General features: G+C 61.6%; 14 protein-coding genes. 10 read left to right on the top strand and 4 right to left on the bottom strand.

Features of this window, described 5'->3' with window-relative positions; all coding sequences use genetic code 11:
- Positions 1-634: 634 nt before the first annotated feature.
- The 3 genes from O5I81_RS14870 to O5I81_RS14860 all read right to left on the bottom strand — a co-directional run bounded on the left by O5I81_RS14870 (position 635) and on the right by O5I81_RS14860 (position 2,657).
- Positions 635-1,153, bottom strand: coding sequence for a hypothetical protein (locus O5I81_RS14870; RefSeq protein ID WP_271065637.1), 519 nt, complete (start codon positions 1,151-1,153; stop codon positions 635-637).
- Positions 1,150-1,794, bottom strand: coding sequence for a hypothetical protein (locus O5I81_RS14865; protein ID WP_271065636.1), 645 nt, complete (start codon positions 1,792-1,794; stop codon positions 1,150-1,152). The genes O5I81_RS14870 and O5I81_RS14865 overlap by 4 nt, the downstream gene beginning before the upstream one ends.
- A 137-nt stretch (positions 1,795-1,931) precedes the next feature.
- Entirely contained in the window at positions 1,932-2,657 is a 726-nt protein-coding gene (locus tag O5I81_RS14860) for a prepilin-type N-terminal cleavage/methylation domain-containing protein (RefSeq protein ID WP_271065635.1), read from the bottom strand.
- A 534-nt stretch (positions 2,658-3,191) separates the two neighbouring features.
- Here O5I81_RS14860 and O5I81_RS14855 point away from each other — a divergent pair.
- From O5I81_RS14855 to O5I81_RS14820, 8 genes are all read left to right on the top strand, one after another.
- Positions 3,192-9,767 carry an RHS repeat-associated core domain-containing protein gene (locus tag O5I81_RS14855; protein ID WP_271065634.1) on the top strand — a complete coding sequence of 2,192 codons (6,576 nt, stop codon included), beginning with the start codon at positions 3,192-3,194 and terminating at the stop codon, positions 9,765-9,767.
- Between the two features lie 2 nt (positions 9,768-9,769).
- Entirely contained in the window at positions 9,770-10,189 is a 420-nt protein-coding gene (locus O5I81_RS14850; protein ID WP_271065633.1) for a polymorphic toxin type 28 domain-containing protein, read from the top strand.
- An 80-nt stretch (positions 10,190-10,269) separates the two neighbouring features.
- Positions 10,270-10,725: a hypothetical protein gene (locus O5I81_RS14845; protein ID WP_271065632.1), complete on the top strand. Its 456-nt coding sequence runs from the start codon at positions 10,270-10,272 to the stop codon at positions 10,723-10,725.
- A 374-nt stretch (positions 10,726-11,099) separates the two neighbouring features.
- Complete coding sequence (locus O5I81_RS14840; RefSeq protein ID WP_271065631.1) at positions 11,100-12,344, top strand: RHS repeat-associated core domain-containing protein; 1,245 nt, start codon at positions 11,100-11,102, stop codon at positions 12,342-12,344.
- A gap of 280 nt (positions 12,345-12,624) precedes the next feature.
- Positions 12,625-13,131: a hypothetical protein gene (locus O5I81_RS14835; RefSeq protein WP_271065630.1), complete on the top strand. Its 507-nt coding sequence runs from the start codon at positions 12,625-12,627 to the stop codon at positions 13,129-13,131.
- Positions 13,132-13,267: 136 nt separating this feature from the next.
- On the top strand, positions 13,268-14,461 hold the full coding sequence (locus O5I81_RS14830) for an RHS repeat-associated core domain-containing protein (protein ID WP_271065629.1): 1,194 nt from the start codon (positions 13,268-13,270) through the stop codon (positions 14,459-14,461).
- A gap of 607 nt (positions 14,462-15,068) precedes the next feature.
- Positions 15,069-16,352, top strand: coding sequence for an RHS repeat-associated core domain-containing protein (locus O5I81_RS14825; protein ID WP_271065628.1), 1,284 nt, complete (start codon positions 15,069-15,071; stop codon positions 16,350-16,352).
- Between the two features lie 99 nt (positions 16,353-16,451).
- Complete coding sequence (locus tag O5I81_RS14820) at positions 16,452-16,832, top strand: hypothetical protein (RefSeq protein ID WP_271065627.1); 381 nt, start codon at positions 16,452-16,454, stop codon at positions 16,830-16,832.
- On the opposite strand, the gene O5I81_RS14815 is transcribed toward O5I81_RS14820, so the two are convergent.
- Positions 16,811-16,996, bottom strand: a complete 186-nt coding sequence (locus O5I81_RS14815) for a sodium/proton-translocating pyrophosphatase (RefSeq protein WP_271065626.1) — start codon at positions 16,994-16,996, stop codon at positions 16,811-16,813. The genes O5I81_RS14820 and O5I81_RS14815 overlap by 22 nt on opposite strands.
- 19 nt (positions 16,997-17,015) lie before the next feature.
- Here O5I81_RS14815 and O5I81_RS14810 point away from each other — a divergent pair, with 19 nt between their 5' ends.
- Complete coding sequence (locus O5I81_RS14810) at positions 17,016-17,690, top strand: hypothetical protein (RefSeq protein WP_271065625.1); 675 nt, start codon at positions 17,016-17,018, stop codon at positions 17,688-17,690.
- A 34-nt stretch (positions 17,691-17,724) separates the two neighbouring features.
- On the top strand, positions 17,725-18,180 hold the full coding sequence (locus O5I81_RS14805; RefSeq protein ID WP_271065624.1) for a hypothetical protein: 456 nt from the start codon (positions 17,725-17,727) through the stop codon (positions 18,178-18,180).
- Positions 18,181-18,261 lie beyond the last annotated feature (81 nt).

Raw genomic sequence — 18,261 nt, 5'->3', positions numbered from 1 at the left:
CCCCAATAGTTGCTACCTAAGCGAAAAAAAATGCCAGAACAATCTCATCCTGCACCTGTCGCCAGCGACCGGCTGTCATTCCCTCATTCACCCTTCGGTTGGTTCGCCGAGGCTGGCGCCGAGGCTGGCTCGTTGGTAGGCGGCGACGGACCAGGCCCTGTCGTCGCCGGCCTCGGTGGCGGCACCAGCCCTGTCGCCGCCGGGAGGGGCTCGCCGCCGGTGGGCGTTGGTGTTTTGAACAAAGCTAGACGCCTGGTTTCGCCGCCCAGCGAATATTCGACGGCGTCTCTTCTTATGGAGAGTAGGGTCAGTCCGTCCTTGCTTTGCCCCACCATAAGCCAAATGCGTGTTCCCGACCAGGCGACCAGAGCGGCCCGGCGCCTCGGGGAGAGGCTCACACCGACCAGTCGCAAGTCGGCGCCAGGTGGCGGCCCGGTGATGGCGGCGCGGGGCTCAACCGTCGGCGGTGCGATGACTGGAGCCGACAGGGCGTCGGCGATGACGACGGACCGACCGGCGAAGTCTGCAACGGCCGGCTGTCGGACCGGCGGCGACGGCGGCTCGAACAGGCGGGCCGCCAACCAAGCGAGGCAGCCAGCGATGACGCCAAGCGCCAGGGCTATGGAGAGGGCCCTCATGATTTCAGCCTGATCGCGCAAAAGACAGTCGCCTTGAGTCGCCATCGGACCTGCGTACCGTCCGCAGCGGCGTCGAACGCCTCTACGAAGAGTGTGGGTCTCTGATCCGCGAGAATCTTGCTGAAGTTCAGGCCAGCGGTGTAGGCGGCGTCGAACTCTATGTTCAGGGTCAGCGTCGAAAGCTCTCCTGATGATCGCGCTACCGGCGTGATTTCCAGGCTCTGGATTTTTACACCAGCCGCAGTAGCGGCGTCCAGGATGCGGCGGTTCAGCAACGCCATGGCCGGCGCAAGGTCCGTTTGACAGATCGCGCCCGCCGGGAATTCGGTTGGCGCTGTTGCGACGGCTGGAAGCTTGGCGACCGCTGCGGCTTGGCGTGCAAGGCTCTGTCGTCGCTGGTCTTCGCCCGGCGCGCGGCTGGCGACCCAAAGCCCCCAGAACGTCAGGACTGCGGCCAGGAGCGCGGCCGCAGCAAGGCCGGTCATCGGCAAAATGGCGATGGGGCGCTTGATCAAGGCCGAGCATCCCCAGCGGTGGAGGCCCGTTCGATTCGCCAGCGATCCGGTCCGACCTGTTCGATGGGCCGGTCTTTTGTCACGACCGGCAGCCTGCCTGGGTGCGTCTGCACGACCAGGCTGTCGGGTCGCCATTCGATAGCGGTCACTCCAACGGTCGGATCCTTGGCCCGGGTCAGCCAGACAAGATCTTCCAGGACGGAAGACATTTGTTGGTCTCTCAGGCCGGCGGCGGCCAAGACGGCGTGCTCCGAGATTTGGCGTTCGGTCGCCTCACCGGCGCTGCGGGCCGCCCGCAACGCAACGCGCTCGTCCTCCAGCACTTGATCGGTGACTTCGCGATCAGAGGCGGACAGAACGAGGCAACCGGCTATCAGGCCGGCCGCGCCGATAGCCGCCGCAACGAACGGAATTGCCGAGCGCGTCCGACTTCCCGAATTCGCGGCGCCGCCCACGGAGAAGACCACCTCCCGGCCGCCAATGGTATGGCTATGGCTGACGGGGCCGGTGACGTCGCAACTGCGGAAGTAGGCGGCGGCGAAGCGCGCTGACGCGCCGGGGCGCCAGGCATCAAGACGCCTAAGGTCCATCGACACCTGGCCATCCGGCAAGGGCGAGGCATGCTGGGCCTCCAGCCGCATCAGCCGATGTTGATCCCATGGGGGCCCCGGTGGGGCTGTGAAGGTGAGAACGAAAGGTCGGATCGCAGTCGGTTCCACCTCGGCAGACACGCCGTGTCCTTCATCGGAAGGCAGGTTGGATGGGGCTGCCGCGTCGTTCATTGAGGGGTTTGGCTCGTTCGAGGAAAGCAGCGGTGATTGGAGTCGTCATAGGCGCAATCGGACGCCTGCTGGGCGGAAAAATTTGTCGCCGCGATCCGTTCGCCATAGTCTGAAACGATGGCAATTCCCAGCAAGCCGGAAGCGGAGCCCGGTGCGGGATAGTGACGGGCGGGCGGCTGATCGGCCGTCAGATATCGGAACGACAGACCAGCTCGCGGCAGAGAAATGACCCGCGTCTCCGGCCCGGCAAGAATCAGCCGAGGTCGCGGATGGTCGGTGATCTGCAGCGTGCAGCTGGCGGCTTCGGCGCAGGCGAAGACGAGCAAACTTTCGCCGCCGCGGGCTGAGGGCTCTACAGATGAAGTCGCCCCGGAGTAGGGGCCAGCGCCCAAGGCATGCCGCAGAAAGCTATCGACCGCGCGGGCCCGAGACACCTTGTCGGTGGCGCTCAGAACGCGCTTGCTGAGGCCGGCCTGCACCCGCGTGGCCTGCGCGATAGCGGCCATGGCCAAGCCGAGGACCAGCAAGGCGACCAGCATTTCCGTCAGGGTGAAGCCCGTCCGCCGTCGTCTCGCGTTGGTCACGGGGTGGTCGCGCGGCAAAAGCGATGGGTCAACAGACGGCGCGGTTTGCGATCCGCCGTCGCGTGAGCCTCTATCCGGCAGACCGCCCATCCATCGGCTGCGCCGCTTGAAGAGATGCGGATTGCCGTGACTCTCCATTCCGGTCCCGCAATCTCGCCTCCCCGCTGGAGGGCCGTTCGCCATTCCGCGTCCAGGCGCCATTGCAGCATCTGCGTCGTCCGCTGTGATTCGAAGGCGCGCCGAGCCGATCGGAGCCCTTCGCCGCCAGCGTGCATTGCGAGAGCCAGGCCGAATCCCAGCACGCTAATTCCGACGAGCATGTCGGTGAGTGCGTAGCCGCTCTGACGGCTTTTTGGTTGCATTGATGCCCCCGGTGACTGGTCGCGACAAAAGTCTGGATACGATTGCTGGTCAAGCTTGACGGCAATGCAATCTTGGCTTGGAGTGCGCCCAGGTTGTTTGGGGTCGAACGCGAGGGGCGTCGCGTCTTTCGGGGGCGGGGGGATTATGGGGTCTGTGACGGCGGTGGCGACGGTTGTTCGCTCGTGGAAGCTGCTTGGGCTGTCGGTGATCGCCCTTGCCCTTGTAGCCGGCGTCCTGGCCTACCGCATTCCATGGGCATTCGCTCAATCAGGCGGCGGCACATCGACGGCCCTGCCGGCTCTGCCTTCCGTGACGATCGTTCGGGGCGTACCGATCACGCCGACGGCGGCGGATAGCTATTTCGCGGGTCTTCCGACCGCACTGACGACGACCCACACGGACGGTCTGTGCCAGCGTTATCCGGGTAACCCGGACATTTGCCCCGCTGCTGGCCGGCCCCGAGCACCTGAGGTCAGGGAGCTGGCGCGTGCTCTGCGGCACGACCCCAACCTGATCTACGAGTACGTCTACAACACCATTGAAACCGAGCTGATGTTCGGCAGTCACAAGGGTTCGCTGGGCACGATCATCGATCAGTCGGGGACGCCGTTCGACCAGGCCCAGCTGATGGTCGATCTGCTGCGGGAATCGGGAATCGATGCGCGCTTCAAGTATGGCTGGGTCAACTTCTTTCATCCCGAAAGTCAGGGGAAATGGGCGCCCGGAGCAGACGAGGCCGCTGCCTGCATGGTGCTGGCGACCGGGGGGATTCCCTACGACAACGAATGCGCGTCGAAGGCGCAGAATTTCAAGGTCGCCCAGATCTGGGTTGAGGCCTACATCGACGGCGCCTGGCGGTTCTTCGATCCGTCCCTGAAGAGCCACGAGGGGACGCGCGGGATCAACACGACTGCCACGGACGGCTTGCGGGCGACGGTCGGTCTGACCAAGACGGCGATCGAGAATGCCGCGACGCCGGCCTTGGCGACAGAGGGCGCGGGCGATATCCGCACAACCGGCGCCTTCGACCCGGGAGGCCTGAACGGCCTGCTTCAGGGATCCGCCGAGGACCTGCTGGACCGCATTGAGAATGATCCGGCGCTGCAGGGCGCAAATCTTACGGACATCATCGGCGGGCGTCGAATCCTACCCGAGACCAGGCCGGCCGGAGGTTATCTGCGGGCGGCCCCAGACAACGGTTTGGGAACGCGGTATTACGCGACGCAGACCTGGACGGAAATTCCCGACGCCTACCGGGCGACGGTGAAGCTGTCCTCTGAGGTGGCGACGACCCCGACGCCGACCGTCTATATCAATGCCACCTTCTTTGCCGACGAGATCTACGGCCGGCGTCTGGAACTGGTCTCCAAGCAGGGCGGCGAGGAGCCGGTCACCCCGACCACGGAGACCTGGACGCCGCAGCTGATCCTGGACGGGGTGCGGCTGGACATCGGCGCGCCGCTGCCGGGGACGCTGCATCAGAACATCGTGCTGCAGATCACGGCCGACCACCCGTTCCCGGCCTCGGGCGGGACCTACGGCGATGCGATCGTCACCAAGCAGATCAAGATCCTCGATGCTGCGACCCTGGTCGTCGCCTGGGGCTCGACCTCGTCGCGGATGGTCGACAAGTGGGCCACTGAGTCGGCGTTCGAACTCCTCTCGGCGACCATGATCTCCAACCCGCTGGGCGAACAGCCGGATGCCCAGCCTTCCGGCAATGGCCTGCGCGCCCAGATCGCCGCCACATGGCTGGCCCAGTTCAGCTGGGCCACCCATCTGCATGCTGAACTGGCCGACGCCGAGCCGATTATCCTCCATACCCTGGGCGTAGTCAGTCAGGATCAGAACCTGGCGCGAATCCCTGACCCGCCTGTGCAGCCAGGGATGGAGATCGGCGGCGACCCAAGCGGCGTATCGACCTACGACGAGATCACCGTCGTCGATCTCGAGACGTCATTCGGTCTGGTCTCCCGGCAGACGGAGGTCGATCCCAAGGTGCGTCGCGGCGCGCTCCACGCCATCGCCGCGACGGGCGCCGCCCTTGAGGGCAGTGTGATTGCTCAGCTGGTCGACAGTCCCGATGCGGCATCGACCGCGGCGCGGTTCGCCTGGGGTCTGAGCCCGGAGGCGAACGAGTCCCCGTCGCAGAGCGCGCGGCCGTTCTACTACCTGACGGGTGGCACGACGGCGGCGCGAGGCCTGGCGGCCGACTCGTTTGCAGGCTCAACGATGTTCGATGGCGGTACGACGGAAGTTGCTGCCTACAACCCTTCGAACGATGGGTTCGATGCGCTGCCGAAGATCCTGCTCCCGATGGTCGACAACATGCGGGGCAAGCTGTCGGGGACCGTCAAGCAATATGCGGCGGCGGACTACGATGTGACCGTATCGGCCGAGGCCTCGCTCGGTCCGGGTCACCGATACGGGTCGGAGTACGGCGAATACACCTACACGATCGAGCACCATATCGGCGGCACGACGACTGGCTACGCCGGCTGGAGCTGCATTCCCGGGCCTCGCTTTCCGGGCGCGTCGCCGCCGCCAGATACCGTAAACCCGAATCTTCCCGAGAATGACTTCGATTGGTTGCAGAACTACGACTGCGATATGGGCGGCACCTGGGGGCACCTGGAGTTCTATTCTGAAGTCGGAGAGATAAACACCGGCGACACGGTCACCCGCACGCGGACGCATTTTTCCCGCCTGCCCGGCCTGCAACGCGGCGGCGCGTTGCTGGCGACCAGGTACGATCCGAACAACGCCGATGAACCGGTCGCCATCGCCAATGTGCTGACGCGCTACGGCCACCCGACCAAGGGCGGCGGCGGTCCCGCGGTGACGGCGGCGTCGGACTTCAAGCCCAACGAGGCGGCCCAGAGCCTGAAGGACCGCTTCGTGGATCGCTCGTCGGCAATGGGCGTCGATATGCGCAAGGGCCAGGCCGGCTTCCGAAGCCCGGTGCTGGCCTCGGTCGGCACAGGGGAGTTCCCCTATCGGCTGGATCGCGTCGTGGAACTGCGTGGGGGCACGCTCGGCTTCGTGCCGTCGGTCGACCCCACCCCCGGTACGGCGCCCACCCGCCGTGAAGGTCCGGTGACCAACTGGGATCACTCGGCGGCGATCTCCAACTCGGGGTTCGAGGGCATGGGACAGAGCCGGGTCGAGGCGGCTGTTCCGACGATCGTGGCCTTCATGGCGATGCAGGAGACCTGGGGCCAGATGGCCAAGGGCGGCCGGCGCGATGTGATCGGCTCCCTGGCGGCCGACTGGTGGGCCAAGCGGCTGCTGTTCAACGTCGTCACGGTGTTCAGCGGGGGCGACGCCCAGCAGTTCGTGCGTTTGATCGACGACAGCTTCCGGCCGACCGAGGGGGGCGCGGCCAAGCTGGTCATGACCGGCGACCGGGAAGTGAAGCGGCCCAGGACGCCGAGGACGCGGGAGATAGGCGCCGATCAGAAGGAATCGGTCAACCGCGCCTGGAAATACAACGGCGTGAGCTTCGAACTGACCAATGCCAACGGCGACAGGAAGACGTTCGAATACTGGGGCGCCCAGCAGTTCACGGATGCGGCCTATCTGGACGCGGACCACGGCTGGCGGATGACCAAGTGGTCCTTCCCGCAGGGAGTCGAGCTGAAGGTCGACTACTACGCCCTCGAGCAGGTTCTGGGCGGTTACACGGGAGGCTTCAGCAGCATCCCCAGCCATGTGGGTCTCTACAAGTCCGGGCTGACGGCCACGGCGATCGGCCCGGGTCTGGAACTGCCCAAGATCGTCTCGACGGCGAGCCTGGACACGGCCAGCGGCTATCCGTGCGCCTCGCTGTCGCTGACGAACAGCGAGAACGAAACGACGAGGGTGACCTTCCGGCGGCAGATGACCCGCACGGTCAACCAGCGTCCGGACCTTGAATGCCGACCTCTGGAGGTGTTCGGGCCGTCTGATCAGGTGGTGCCGTCCCTGCGCTACACCTATGACTCGACCAACCGGGTCATGGAGGCCAGGGACGCCACGGCGATCCGCCAGCCTGGCCGCGGGCCCCATCAGTTCTTCATCGCCGATGGCTACCGGGGTGAGCGCCAGGACCCGGCCGGTGGTCGCTACGCGTCGGAGACCCTGCGCGGCGGGCGCGAGACCCGGCACTACGACGAGCTGTTCTTTGCGCCCTATGGGACCGAGACCGCCCGCCCGCCGGTGATCACCCGGCTCGACGGCCGCGGCCGCGTCCTTGAGCGGACCTTCCCGGAGGGCGACAAGGTCGCCTTCACCTACGACGCCGTCGATAACCCGACAAAGCTGACCAAATACCCCAAACCCGGCTCGTCTCTGGCGCCTCAGGAGATCAAGGCCAGCTGGAACACGACCTGGAACAAGCCGGAGTGGATCGAGGACGCCCGGGGCAACCGCACCGACTTCACCTACTACGACACCGGCAATGGCAAATCGCTGTTGAAGGAGGCCAAGCGACCGCTGGCCACGTCCGCCAGCACCCTGCGGGCGACCTACAAGTTCGAATACAATGACATCGGCCTGCTCAGTCGATCACAGGATCCGGACCTGATCTGGACCGCTTTCAGCTACGACGCGCTGGCCTGTCCGACGCTGGTGCAGGTCGAATACGTCGCGCAGAATCTGAAGAAATACTCCCGCTGTGACGCCTATGGAAACGTCGCCGAGGTGTGGGACGAGCGCGGCGAGACAGCCACGAAGACAACGACCACCTTCGACAGCCTGCGGCGGCCCCTGGAGGTCGTCGGCCCGCTCGGCGTGCGGGCCAGGACGACCTATGACAAGGACGGTCGGCCGACCAGGGTCGAGAAGTTCTACGACGATCCGGCGGTGGCGGGGGTTCCGGCTCTGACCGACGCAAGCGCCTGGCGGGTCTGGAAGACCGGCTATACGCCGACCGGCCAGATCGCCTGGACCGAGGATCCCGACCACGACGTGGCGCTGTTCGAGTATGACAAGCTGGACCGCAAGACGGCGGCCGTGGCGCCGACCGGCGAGCGGAGCGAATGGGTCTACGATCTTGGCGGCCAGCTGCGCATCGTCAGGAGCGCGGTGGGGGTCACCTGTACGGGCGGGATCGCCTGCGTTCAGGACACCGAGACTTACGCCTACACCCTCAACGGCCAGAAGGCGTCGCTGACCGATGCCCGGGCGCTGGGCTCGACGACCTTCCAGTACGACGGCTTTGACCGTCTTATGAAGACCATCTTCCCGACGGACAGCACCTATGAGGAGTCGACCTATGACGCCTCCGGCAATGTCCTGACCTTCCGCACGCGAGAGGGTCGCTACATCGTCGCCGGCTACGACAACCTCGACCGCAAGATCTGGGAAAAGGGTCTTCGCGACCCGGTCAAGACCTGCCTGGCGCCGACCCCTGTCTGCGAGACCGATGACCCGCCGGAAGAAGCCCGGATGCGGGATGCCGCCTTCACCTACGAACTGTCGGGGCGGATGGAAACGGCCAGCACCGACCAGGTAATCAAGAGCTGGGAATACGACGACGCCGGCCGGCCCAAGAAACACATCACCCAGGTTCTGGGCGGCGCCGGCGTCTACTTCACGCCGGTCCCGACCACCATGACCCGGGCGTTCGAGTACGAATGGGATGTGGTCGGCAACCTGACCAAGCTGGTCTATCCGGAGGTCGGCTTCGAGCAGACCAGCGGGACCGGCGACGCCGCCCACAAGGGCGGCCTCTACGCCACCTACAGCTACGACGTCCTGAACCGGATGACGGGGGTGACGACGACCGGCGTCAACATGACTGGCCTGCCGGCGGCCTCGGTGACGATCGCCTATGACAACCTGTCCCGGCGGACCCAGCTCAGCTTCGGCGACGGCAGCATCCAAAAGTACTACTACGAGCAGGACGACGACCTGCTGCAGTTGGAGCATACCTTCCCGCTGGGGAGCGGGAGCAACAACGTCACCTTCAGCTATGCCAACGACAAGTCCGGCCGCCAGATCAGTGAGACGATCGCGGTCAACAACGGCTCGACCGACTATCTGTACAATCCGGCGACGGTGGCCTCGGTCTACGATCCGGCCAACGGGCTGAACCAGTACCCCAAGGTCGACACCAAGACCTTCACCTACCGGACCGACGGTCCGATGACCTACGACGGGGTGCGCTACTTTGCCTATGACGAGCGGCGCAACCTGACGCTGGCCCGTCAGGGCGCGCTGACGGCGGGCAACTACGAGCAGGATCTGTACGACGCCCTGGGAGCCCGCTGGTACAGCGCCCGGGCGGCGACGACCATTGCCGACACCCGGCGGGTCGAGCTGACCGATGGCCTGCGTCCTGAGGTGGCGGTCGAGGAGATGATCAACATCCCCGAGGGGACGACCGATCAGGACGCTGCCGGGGGGCGGTTCTCGGTGATGGGGCCGAACCCCGACGAGCGGCTGATCTGGATCGACGCCACGGCGACGGCGCTGCAAGTCCGCTATGTGCACGCCAGCCGCCGGGGAGATGCTCGCATCCTCTCCAAGGGCGGAGCGCCGGAGCGCAAGTACACCTACAGCGCCTTCGGCGAGAGCACCGACAACGTCACCGGCTATCCTTGGCGGTTCACCGGCCAGCGGTTCAACAGCTGGACCGGGCTGTATCACTTCAAGGCCCGGGCCTACTCGCCGGCGTTGGGGCGGTTCATGCAGCCTGATCCCATCGGGTATGAGGATGGGCCGAACATCTATGCGTACTGTACTAGTGATCCAATAAATTGCCTGGACCCCCTAGGCACCTTCGCCGATGAGAAATTCAATCCGAAGTTTGTCAAGCCGGGCGAAAAATTTGGGGATGGCAAGCCACGAGCCGGGGGGCCGGTGACAATGGCTATAGGGACAACTCCAGAACCTTTGGCTTAATCATGGGGATAATCCGACGCTCGCCGTGGGGCCTAGTCTCGCAGCTTAGTGGTGATACGCCCGTAGCCAATCCGGATTTTAGTCCGTGGTCCGGCGACCAATCTCCCAATGCCACGGGCAACATAATTCGAGATCATTTGACTCGTAGTGATCTTGAAGCGGCACGCAACGAATATTTTGGTATACGATCCTATGACAAGCCCGGCGGCGGGGAGTTTGACCATGTAAATGAAGTCAACGAAGCGATTTCTGGGTTGTCAGACCGTGCAGCGCAGATAAAAGGCTGGATCAATAATGGAAAGATGCCGTCAGCGAGGAATGATTATTATAAGGCCGAGTTAAAGGTAATCAAGAACGCTATAAAGGACGCCAATGGCTATCTGCCGCCTGTGAGCAGGAGTAAGGCGTTGGTGGTGCAGTGACAATAGATGACCTGCGGCAGAATTTAGTCTCCGGGAACTGGGGCGGAGTGCAGGGGGAGGTCGAGTATGCCCTGCGATCAATGGACGACTACGCGCTTTCCGAGCTTTTAATGCCATATTTAAAGTATGTGGCTCATCTCAATTTAGATCTATTGGGGGGGATTTTAAATTGTACTAATAATGTTGAAGTTCTTCGAGCTGGGGTGGTGGGTATTGGCCTTCGTGGGGTCCACTCTCCAGCCATAACGAAAATTATAGTTCAACTTGCAGCGGGCAGGGGCCGGGGGGCGGACTTGCTTGTGAGGTGCGCCAGCCTTCGCGCGCTTCCACGGATCACTGCGCTGAACAGTGAAGTGAAGGATACTATTCTTTCGTCATTAGATTCCGGTGATGAGACTGTATTGAAATCTGCCGCTTTGGCTGCTCAAGAGTTCTACAGGGATTTAAATTCAGAGGGCCGTGCGAAAAGCGCAGAAGGGTCAAAAACAAATGCGCTCAAGCCTGATTTGATCAAGTGGCTTCGCGGGTTACGGTGAAAGTGCATTAGTCTTGCGCGGATCGGCTTTCTGCCGCAGTCAGGCGTGGCCCGCCTCGCCCTTGCAGAGGCGCCTAGTGTGTCGGTGGGGAAGGTTGTGAATGCCGCTTTGGACATCTCTCCGGCAGCCATGGCGAACTCGCGGCGCCTGATACCTCCCGATCCGCAAACATGGCCGTCGATCAGCACATTGTACGGCGGATCCGTGAAGATCAGATCGACTCGTATCCCGACCTCGCCCGCAGGCAGCGACGGGTTCGAGAAACCTCCGGTTTCTGAAGGGGGGAATGTGGGGACATGCGCCACTTTTCGCCAATCTTGGCGGTTTCGGATGATCCCCCGACAGGCGCGGCCGTTGTCGCCGCGAGATATCCGGTGGCCAATGGCCTGAACCAGTACCCCAAGGTCGACACCAAGACCTTCACCTACCGGACCGACGGTCCGATGACCTACGACGGGGTGCGCTACTTCGCCTATGACGAGCGGCGCAACCTGACCCTGGCCCGCCAGGGCGCGCTGACGGCGGGCAACTACGAGCAGGACCTGTACGACGCCCTGGGAGCCCGCTGGTACAGCGCCCGGGCGGCGACGACCATTGCCGACACCCGGCGGGTCGAGCTGACCGACGGTCTGCGTCCCGAGGTGGCGGTGGAGGAGATGATCAACATCCCCGAGGGGACCACCGACCAGGACGCGGCCGGCGGCCGGTTCTCGGTGATGGGGACGAACCCTGACGAGCGGCTGATCTGGATCGACGCCACGGCAGCGGCGCTGCAGGTGCGCTATGTGCACGCCAGCCGCCGGGGCGATGCGCGCATCCTCTCCAGGGGCGGGGCGCCGGAGCGCAAGTACACCTACAGCGCCTTCGGCGAGAGCACCGACAACGTCACCGGCTATCCCTGGCGGTTCACCGGCCAGCGGTTCAACAGCTGGACCGGGCTGTATCACTTTAAGGCCAGAGCCTACTCACCCGCACTCGGAAGGTTCATGCAGCCCGATCCGATTGGGTACGACGATGGGCCGAATATCTATGCGTACGTGAAAAACGACGCGATGAATGCGGTAGACCCTACTGGCCTGCAATGTCTCACATGCGAAAAGGGAAACATAAGGGAGAATGGCGAAGTAGGGGATTACTTCAATGCGAGCGCTTACCTCAAAAGCTCAATCCAGGACAATTATGAGGGGTGCGGTCTTCGGTGCGGTGAAAGGTATACGACAACCTACCAGTTCATGGAACTGAATGCGGTTCCTGGCGCTGGAGGGGGGACCAAGCTGGGAGCGTATGAGGTTTGGGATAGCTGGGAAGGAAGAGTCGTCGAGGCAGGAGATTTTGTCGGCGTTAAACTAGTGCTCGGTGTTGAGTTTTCATTGGAGGGTGGGGTCGAAGCCGTTATTGGCAAGCCAAAGGATGGGGCTAAAATTCAACTCGATGTTTCAGTTGGTCCGCTAAGCCTGACGATCGATCGTGACGGAGCTAGCCCAAATTTGGTCTATAAAGGCGGATTCAATGCGACCGCTATTGCTAGCGGTACCCTTGGCTATGTCAAAATTAATCATGAGCCGAGGTATGTCGACTATGCTAAGGGAGAGGGTGAGGGGCGCAGGAAAAAGCCGTGAGTCCTAGACAATCATATCTAGTTCTGAACGTTCTATGTGTTGCGGGTATCAGCCTCTGCATATTTTCGCCCGACGTTTTTGAGTTTCTCGGGATTCTATACCTTCGCTTGCCAATAATTATTGGATTGATCCTTGTTGGCGCTTTCGGATCCTATGCCATTGGCTGCACGTTCTGCGGTCATCCGATCATACTTCGTCGATATCCTGAAGGTTTTCCATTTGGCCGATATTACTACTTGCCTTGGCCGCCAAAGGTATGTGCAGAGTGCGGAGAAGAGCTATGATTGAATTTCTGGCCATTCTTCTGAACGGGCCGCATGTTCAGAGAGATTTGAGTTTAGTTCCTTCGTCTGTCCAGTTGATTGGGGCCAGTAAAAATTCGGTGGTATTTGGCAAGCGCGGAGTCCAAGAGGGGCGCGAACTAGTGAGCGTGAACATTATAGTTGTGACCAAGGGGCCCATGGAGGAGCTGTCGGACGAGTTTCCGAGAGTGCTTCGGTCAGCTTACATTCAATCGAGCTTGATAGAGGTCAACTGCGAAGCAAAATCTGGCACAATAAAGGACTTTGTATATATTGATGAGCGTGGGTCTTCTTGGCGGCCGCTGATTCCGGCACGAGATCTTCGTGAGGCATCACGGTTTGTGGAGTATGTAGTGTTGGCCTACGCTTGTGATCTATCCGACGTTGGGCGCGGGGAGTTCGTCATTGGGGGAAGCCTTAAGACGCTGACGGAGATCGCGGAGGATCAATTCGAAGATCTGACGTCCTACTCACCCAGTAAATAGCGGCAGGAGGCCCATGAGCGGATAAGGTGATTGCAGTGACAGTGCAATATCTGTGCGCGAATCCGCTTTCTGCCGCAGTCGCGCATGGCCCGCCCGTCTTTCCCGAGATACCACAATCTACCGGACCGACGGTCCGATGACCTACGACGGGGTGCGCTACTTTGCCTATGACGAGCGGCGCAACCTGACGCTGGCCCGTCAGGGCGCGCTGACGGCCGGCAACTACGAGCAGGACCTGTACGACGCCCTGGGAGCCCGCTGGTACAGCGCCCGGGCGACGACAACCATCGCCGACACCCGGCGGGTCGAGCTGACCGACGGGTTGCGTCCCGAGGTGGCGGTCGAGGAGATGATCAACATCCCCGAGGGGACCACCGACCAGGACGCGGCCGGCGGCCGGTTCTCGGTGATGGGGCCGAACCCCGACGAGCGGCTGATCTGGATCGACGCCACGGCGACGGCGCTGCAAGTCCGCTATGTGCACGCCAGCCGCCGGGGAGATGCTCGCATCCTCTCCAAGGGCGGAGCGCCGGAGCGCAAGTACACCTACAGCGCCTTCGGCGAGAGCACCGACAACGTCACCGGCTATCCCTGGCGGTTCACCGGCCAGCGGTTCAACAGCTGGACCGGGCTGTATCACTTCAAGGCCCGGGCCTACTCGCCGGCCTTGGGGCGGTTCATGCAGCCCGATCCCATCGGGTATGAGGATGGGGCAAATATCTACGCGTACGTCCAGAATGATCCGATCAATGCGAATGACCCAACCGGCCTTCTGACAATCATTATTACAGGCGCTGGAGAAAGATCTGGGATTAGCTATCATAATTCAAAGGACTATGCAGAGCGCCTGGCTGGTTTGAAGCCTGGTGAGAGAATTGTCGTTATAGATTGGACGAAGACTGATGAGACGCTCGCGGGGCAGATTTCGGCAAATATGCTGGACTCGCAAGAGCGCGGAGAGAAAGAAAATCTCAACATCATTGGCTTCAGTATGGGCGGTCCTAGAGCAATGATATTGACTGAAATGTTGGGTCAATCTGGCGTAAAAGTCGACAATTTGACCACCGTTGATCCAGTTGGGCCTGCTACATCGACGCCCTTTACAATTAAACCTGGAACGTGGACGAACATTACTGCGACTGGCACGATAAGAACGGTCGGTGATTTCTTGGCGTGGTTGGGTGGTCGTACAATGGTCGAGCGCGGTGGCAATAAGCCCGACACGCAAATAAATTCTTCGGCGCCACATGACTACCTCGGTGAGCACATGCAGGAAGTGGGGCCGAAGGGGAAAACTGCTGAGGAAATCCTTGAAAGGACGATGGAGTGAAACTGTCGCAGGCCTCCCTGATAGCTGGAGTGGCGTTAGCCAGCTTGGGCTCGTGCGGCAGCGACGCCGGCGAGAGTGCTCGGCTGGACATCGAGAGCATCTCGGTCGTCCGCAGGTTGCCGCGCCAGGCCGTGCTAAGCGTCAATTCGGCAGGGTGGGTACGGGAACTGTCGTCAACGGCCGGAAGCAAGAGGACCGTTGTTGGGTTGAGCTATTGCAACGATTTGGGGTGTTTCAGGATTCCTGCTGAATTTATTGAGGTAGATAGAAAGGGCGCGTTAAGCTTCTCAATTTTTTGCCCTACTTATGGCGTTCGCCAAGACCAAAGCGGAGAAATGATCCGAGACCTCAGAGAAGATCTAAAGAACGTGAGAATTGACGTTGGAGAGTATTACTTTGGAACAAACTTCGGCCGTTCTATATCAAGCGGCAATCTGCGGGGCGCGTTCTCTCCATGCAGCAATGAGAAATAGAGCTGAGGAGCTTGGGTCGTAACTTCCGAGGGCCAAAGCGCATTTCGATGAATATGGCTTCAGCCATCGAAGCTCTTCAGCCTCTTCAAGACTGAGAGCTTGAGCGCTTGAACAGGCACCAGTTATATCCAAGCGTGGCGGATACTGACGATCTCAAAATTGGCCCGCTGATCGCAGCCTCGGTCTATGACCCTACAAACAGACTGAACCAGTACCCCAAGGTCGACACCAAGACCTTCACCTACCGGACCGACGGTCCGATGACCTACGACGGGGTCCGAAACTTTGCCTATGACGAGCGGCGCAATCTGACGCTGGCGCGTCAGGGTGTGCTGACGGCGGGCAACTACGAGCAGGACCTGTACGACGCCCTGGGAGCCCGCTGGTACAGCGCCCGGGCGGCGGCGACCATTGCCGACACCCGGCGGGTCGAACTGACCGACGGGTTGCGGCCGGAGGTGGCGGTCGAGGAGATGATCAACATCCCCGAGGGGACCACCGACCAGGACGCGGCCGGCGGCCGGTTCTCGGTGATGGGGCCGAACCCCGACGAGCGGCTGACCTGGATCGACGCCACGGCAGCGGCGCTGCAGGTGCGCAATGTGCACGCCAGCCGCCGGGGCGATGCGCGCATCCTGTCCAAGGGCGGGGCGCCGGAGCGCACGTACACCTACAGCGCCTTCGGTGAGAGCAGCGATAACGTCACCGGCTATCCCTGGCGGTTCACCGGCCAGCGGTTCAACAGCTGGACGGGCCTCTACCACTTCAAGGCCAGAGCCTACTCACCCGCACTCGGCAGGTTCATGCAACCCGATCCCATCGGCTATGACGACGGGCCGAATATGTACTCATACGTCTCCAACAGTCCGTTTGAGAGCGCGGACCCGACAGGGACGTCGGAAGTCGAGATCACGCTGACGCCGACTGTGAGACCGGCACGCCGCGGGCCGCCGATCCGTGGAATGAAGGCAAGGGAGCGGTTCACAAGCCGCGCGAGAACCGCGGATACGACTGTAACGATAATCCGGCCTGGCGGGATTCGTACCTTTGCAACAATCAAGGGTGACGCCGCGTACAATATTCATTCACAAAGGGCGCTTACCGCCTTGATGACTGAGTTGACCGGCTGCTGTCTGAAGTCCATTGAAAAGCCGCTAGATGATCGTCACCTAAGATTTACCCCGGCCAATCACGCCCGAGACGGGGACCGGATCAGCCTTGACTGGTTTTCTGAGAAAGGAAAGCTTCCTGGGAAATCAAAGTATGCTGGATTACCTGCCTGGCGCGACCCCACTTCCGGATACTGGATCCAGGAGAACGAAGGACCAGAACATGGAGGTTCGCAATGGAAGCTGTACTCGAAAAAAGGGGTAAGACTTTATTCCGTTAACGAACGGGGTACTCTTACCAGGGAATGATGATCTCCTTATTCTGTCTAATATGGTGCTGAGATGCATGGTGTGGGTCAACGTGCGCGGCAGAACCCGCGATGTTACGTTTCGGCGTTCGATCATTGGTTGAGTGAAGACGAGTACAGGGCCTTGAAATGGGTTAGCTTTAACGGTGCGGTCGAGCTGAAGCAGCTTAGACCATTCTTTGATTTGTGTGAGCGCTACATAAAATTTTACTTAGAAATTTCTGAAGGATCTGCACTATCAGAATTTTCTGGCGGCGATGCAGTAGAGCTTGAGCGGATTGAACTACCCATTCTAATTATGGATTCTTTATTAGATAGACACTCAGAGCTTGGTACGATATTTCTAATCAATGAAATAGACGTCGAGATTTCACTTCATAGTGTTTTTGCTCACAGTCTTTATGTGGATGACAGTCCAACATTGGATGCGGTTGCAGAGTCCGCACGTAAGGAAGGGCTTTATATATTGGAATTGCAGTGACCGCGCCGGCCGTACTCGGGCTTCACCTCGCCGGTCATGATGCCGGGGTTCTCCCGGAACTGGCGGCGAATCTCTTGCACCACCGGTTCGGCGGCGCGGTCCACGGCGGTCATCGACATGCCGCCGAACAGGAAGGGCAGCAGCCCCGCGAAGAAGACCTTCACCTACCGGACCGACGGCGCGATGACCTACGACGGGGTGCGCTACTTCGCCTATGACGAGCGGCGCAATCTGACCCTGGCCCGCCAGGGCGCGCTGACGGCGGGCAACCACGAGCAGGACCTGTACGACGCCCTGGGAGCCCGCTGGTACAGCGCCCGGGCGGCGACGACCATTGCCGACACCCGGCGGGTCGAGCTGACCGACGGCCTGCGTCCCGAGGTGGCGGTGGAGGAGATGATCAACATCCCCGAGGGGACCACCGACCAGGACGCGGCCGGCGGCCGGTTCTCGGTGATGGGGCCCAACCCCGACGAGCGGCTGATCTGGATCGACGCCACGGCGACGGCGCTGCAGATCCGCTATGTGCACGCCAGCCGCAGAAGGGATGCGCGCATCCTCTCCAAGGGCGGGGCGCCAGAGCGCAAGTACACCTACAGCGCCTTGGGACGACATCGACGGTGTCTCGAATTTATTCCCGCAACGAACTTTTCGACCAGCGGCGGGATGCGCTCGCAAAGTGGGCGGACCTCCTGGAGGGGATTTTGGGCGCTGCCAGCGAAGCCTCCAGGGGCGTGCCCGAATTTGCGGGCGATTGGACAAAGACGCCGAGGCGAATTTAATTCGCCTCGGCGCAGGCCCCGAAAATTGCGCCTGGAGTTTCCGCGATTCACGTCTGGGACGGTCGTGCCGCCATAACCTCACTATCGAAATCGATAGTGAGGAGTGCAAAATGATAGACGATCGCGTCCGCGCCGCTCTCGAGAATGATATCGCCGCCCGACTGCTGGAAGGCGGGGGCAAGCGGTGGAAGGAAATTCAGAGCCGATACCCTCAGGTTTCCTCGGCAACCTTTTTCAGGCTCGTCGACCAGGTGAAGGCGAGCCACCGCGAGGCGACTGAACAGCTCCCCGCCGAGAAGGCGGTGCTGGCCGGAGAAATGCTCAGCGAAATTCCCCGACAAGCGCCGAAGTGGGCCGGGGAAGAGGCCGGGCTCCGGGTTCCGGTCCCGGCTGAACGCTTGATCTCAGAAATTGCCAGGCTGTTCGATGACGCAAATCTGCTGCGCAGGCACGCCTGGCTGATGGTGGCGCTGTATGAAATTCAGACGCGGAGTTTGACGCCAAGTCCGAAAATTCCGCCGCGCATTTCCAACGATGGGCAGGCCGAAGCGATTCCCTCTCCGTAGCGAATGGTGACGGTTGAGAAGTCCTGATAGGGATTTACTCAACAGGTGGAACCCAATGAGGGAACCCAGAGAGTGTTCTGA

The sequence above is a fragment of the Caulobacter sp. NIBR1757 genome, from assembly GCF_027912495.1.
GTDB lineage: Bacteria > Pseudomonadota > Alphaproteobacteria > Caulobacterales > Caulobacteraceae > Caulobacter.
The sequence above is the reverse complement of the archived record's forward strand: the minus strand, read 5'-3'. Positions and strand labels throughout refer to the sequence as shown.

Excerpts from the sequence above, each read along its gene's own strand:
- O5I81_RS14865 (WP_271065636.1), bottom strand. The coding sequence starts at position 1,794 with ATGCGGCTGGAGGCCCAGCATGCCTCGCCCTTGCCGGATGGCCAGGTG.
- O5I81_RS14860 (WP_271065635.1), bottom strand. The coding sequence starts at position 2,657 with ATGGAGAGTCACGGCAATCCGCATCTCTTCAAGCGGCGCAGCCGATGG.
- O5I81_RS14810 (WP_271065625.1), top strand. The coding sequence starts at position 17,016 with ATGACCTACGACGGGGTGCGCTACTTCGCCTATGACGAGCGGCGCAAT.
- O5I81_RS14835 (WP_271065630.1), top strand. The coding sequence starts at position 12,625 with ATGATTGAATTTCTGGCCATTCTTCTGAACGGGCCGCATGTTCAGAGA.
- O5I81_RS14845 (WP_271065632.1), top strand. The coding sequence starts at position 10,270 with ATGGACGACTACGCGCTTTCCGAGCTTTTAATGCCATATTTAAAGTAT.
- O5I81_RS14805 (WP_271065624.1), top strand. The coding sequence starts at position 17,725 with ATGATAGACGATCGCGTCCGCGCCGCTCTCGAGAATGATATCGCCGCC.
- O5I81_RS14830 (WP_271065629.1), top strand. The coding sequence starts at position 13,268 with ATGACCTACGACGGGGTGCGCTACTTTGCCTATGACGAGCGGCGCAAC.
- O5I81_RS14850 (WP_271065633.1), top strand. The coding sequence starts at position 9,770 with ATGGGGATAATCCGACGCTCGCCGTGGGGCCTAGTCTCGCAGCTTAGT.